The 1,306-nt window shown below is 72.8% G+C and carries 2 pseudogenes; both read right to left on the bottom strand.

What is annotated here, in order from left to right:
- Positions 1–767: pseudogene (locus Z164_RS23070) on the bottom strand (tRNA-guanine transglycosylase); the annotation flags it as partial.
- Between the two features lie 59 nt (positions 768–826).
- Positions 827–1,169: pseudogene (locus Z164_RS20160) on the bottom strand (Lrp/AsnC family transcriptional regulator).
- Between the last annotated feature and the right edge of the window lie 137 nt (positions 1,170–1,306).

The following is a 1,306-nucleotide window of genomic DNA, read 5'->3' as shown; positions in this document are numbered from 1 at the left end:
CCTTCTGGATGCGCATGCTCTCCTCGGGGCCGAGGAACACCGTGGAACCGTCGGTGGGCGCCTGGAAGGTCACCCCCTGCTCGGTGATCCTGCGCTTGTGCGCCAGCGAGAACACCTGGAAGCCGCCGGAATCCAGCAGCATCGCGTCGCCGTAGGAGAAGAAGCGGTAGCGCGCGCGCACCGCGTGTTCGTAGGCGGCGAGCACGCGCTCGCGGCCGGCGAAGGCGCTGACCAGCATCAGCAGCGTGGACTCGGGCAGGTGGAAATTGGTCACCAGCGCATCGACGCTGCGGATCGCGTGGCCGGGATACAGCGCCTCGCCCACTTCCAGCCGTTCGGCGTGCATGCGGTGCTCGCGCACGTCCTCCACCCGCATCGGCTGGAAGGTGCCGGCGCCCACGTGCAGGGTGACGTGGCCGAAGCCCACGCCGCGCGCGCGCAGCCGCTCCAGCAACGGTTCGTCGAAGTGCAGCCCGGCGGTCGGCGCGGCCACCGCGCCGGCGCGGCGGGCGAACACGGTCTGGTAGCGGTCGGCATCCTCGGCGCCGGCCTCGCGCTCGATGTAGCCAGCACCTCGGCATGGCCGCCGGCCTCCAGCGCGATGCGCGTGCCCGGCCGCGAGGGCTTGCTGGCGCCGAGCTGGGCCAGGGCCTCGTCGGCCGAGAGCAGGCGCTCGATCAGGATCTCGGGCTCGCCGAGCGCTCGGGCAGCGGCGCCTGCGCGATCAGCTCGGGCGGCAGTTCGTAGCGGAAGTCGGATTTCTTCATCGCGCGCGGTCCGGCGGGCGGCGCATTGTAGCCGCGGGCGCCGGGCGCCACGCCCCGGCTCAGCGCTCGAACTTGGTGGACAGGATCACCGAGGACGTGGTGCGTTCCACGCCGTCGATGGCGCCGATGCGGTCGGTCAGCACGTCCATGTCCTCGACCGTGGGCACCACGCCCATGCGCGCGGATGCGCGCCAGCTCGTAGTCGTCGGACACGCGGATGGTGTAGCCGGCGATCACCCCCGCCCGCTCCAGCCGCTCGATGCGGCTGTGCACGGTGGTGCGCGAGAGCCGCAGCTTGCGCGCGATCTCCGCGGTGGAGGCGCGCGCGTTCTCGCGCAGCACGGAAAGCAGCTGCTCGTCGGAGGTGCCCGGATAATGGATGAACGGCCGGCCGTCGCGCATGGCCGGAGACGCCGCGACCGCCGGGGGAAGCCGCCGGTCGCGCCCGGGAGCCGCCGGCTCCGCCAGCCCGCGCCGGGTCGCCCCCCTGGGGAACACGGCCAAGCCGCGAGGCTCAGACACACGAGGATGACGCCATG

The sequence above is a fragment of the Luteimonas huabeiensis HB2 genome, assembly GCF_000559025.1.
GTDB classification, from domain to species: domain Bacteria; phylum Pseudomonadota; class Gammaproteobacteria; order Xanthomonadales; family Xanthomonadaceae; genus Luteimonas; species Luteimonas huabeiensis.
This window is presented reverse-complemented; position numbering and strand designations above follow the sequence as displayed.